Annotated in this window: 1 protein-coding gene; it reads left to right on the forward strand. The window is 43.3% G+C overall.

All coding sequences use genetic code 11. The annotated features are described in order from the left end of the window. Positions 1–70: 70 nt before the first annotated feature. Positions 71–850 carry a class I SAM-dependent methyltransferase gene (locus F6K49_RS50890; protein ID WP_081431040.1) on the forward strand — a complete coding sequence of 260 codons (780 nt, stop codon included), beginning with the start codon at positions 71–73 and terminating at the stop codon, positions 848–850. The last annotated feature ends 335 nt before the right edge of the window (positions 851–1,185 follow it).

Here is a 1,185-nt window from a genome sequence, read left to right on the forward strand (position 1 = left end):
TATTGGCCTTTAGGATCCTCCACCATTCACCATTCGTTTTTATCTGGGTTCAAACTACAAGGAATATTGAATGAAAGTGAAAATCAAGCATAAAATCCAATTTCCACCTACAAATGTTCGAGAGCTTGGCCAAGATCAAGTCTATTTTTACCTTGTTAATGGAGAATCCAGGGAGAAGATTCGTCTACATGACTATGAGCGGATATTCGAAGTTCCTGAATTATACGAGCAGGTTGTATATGAGCGTCTGAAGTGCCAGTCTCCATCAATTGTAGTGGATATCCTGCAGTCTGCCGTCTCTCAAGGGGACCAGAGCCTCAACGAGCTTCGGGTACTTGATCTTGGGGCAGGAAACGGGATAGTTGGTGAAAAGCTCAAACAACACGGAGTCTCACGGCTAATCGGAGTTGATATTATTCCCGAAGCTCAGGCTGCCACTGAGCGAGATCGGCCTGGAATCTACGATGAATTCTATGTGATGGATTTCTGCAATCTCAGTGATAAAGATCGTGATGAACTCAATTCTTGGTCACCTAACTGCTTGGTTTCAGTAGCAGCACTTGGGTTCGGTGACATACCAGCAAAGGCTTTCTTGGAAGCCTTCAATGTAATTAGCGAAAATGCCTGGGTTTCCTTTAATATCAAAGAAACCTTCCTTGATTCAATTGATAATTCTGGATTTTCACAGCTCATTCGGAAACTAATCTTCTCGGAATTTTTGGATCTCTATCATTTTAAAAGGTATCGGCATCGGTTCTCCCTCGAAGGCGAAAAGCTCTATTACTTTGCGCTAGGGGGCAAAAAAAATTCTGATGTTCCGCTCTCCTTAATAGACTCACTTGATTTGTGATCCTGACAGGGAAACCTATCTAAAATTCGGCGTTGCTGAATCAAGTAATGAATAGGAGTAGAGTGGGCATCCTGCCCGCCCGAAAATAAGCATGAAACTGGCAAGATGCCAGTTCCACCAAGATGCCCATTCCACCAAGATGCCCATTCTACAGGTGCGACCCGTGGCGAATTTAATTACGGGTCAAGCGCACCTAAAAACTCTTAAAATCATTCCATTATTAAGCAACACCTAAAATTCGGCTAACCGGGAAGCTAATATGCAGACAACTCGGTTATTGCCCACTAAGTCTGATTGGGGGATTACAACCAAAGTAATCCTCCACAATCTGTAGT

Source organism: Moorena sp. SIO3I6 (assembly GCF_010672095.1).

What these genes read in the sequence shown, in the direction of transcription:
- F6K49_RS50890 (WP_081431040.1), top strand. Translation starts at nt 71, where the DNA reads ATGAAAGTGAAAATCAAGCATAAAATCCAATTTCCACCTACAAATGTT.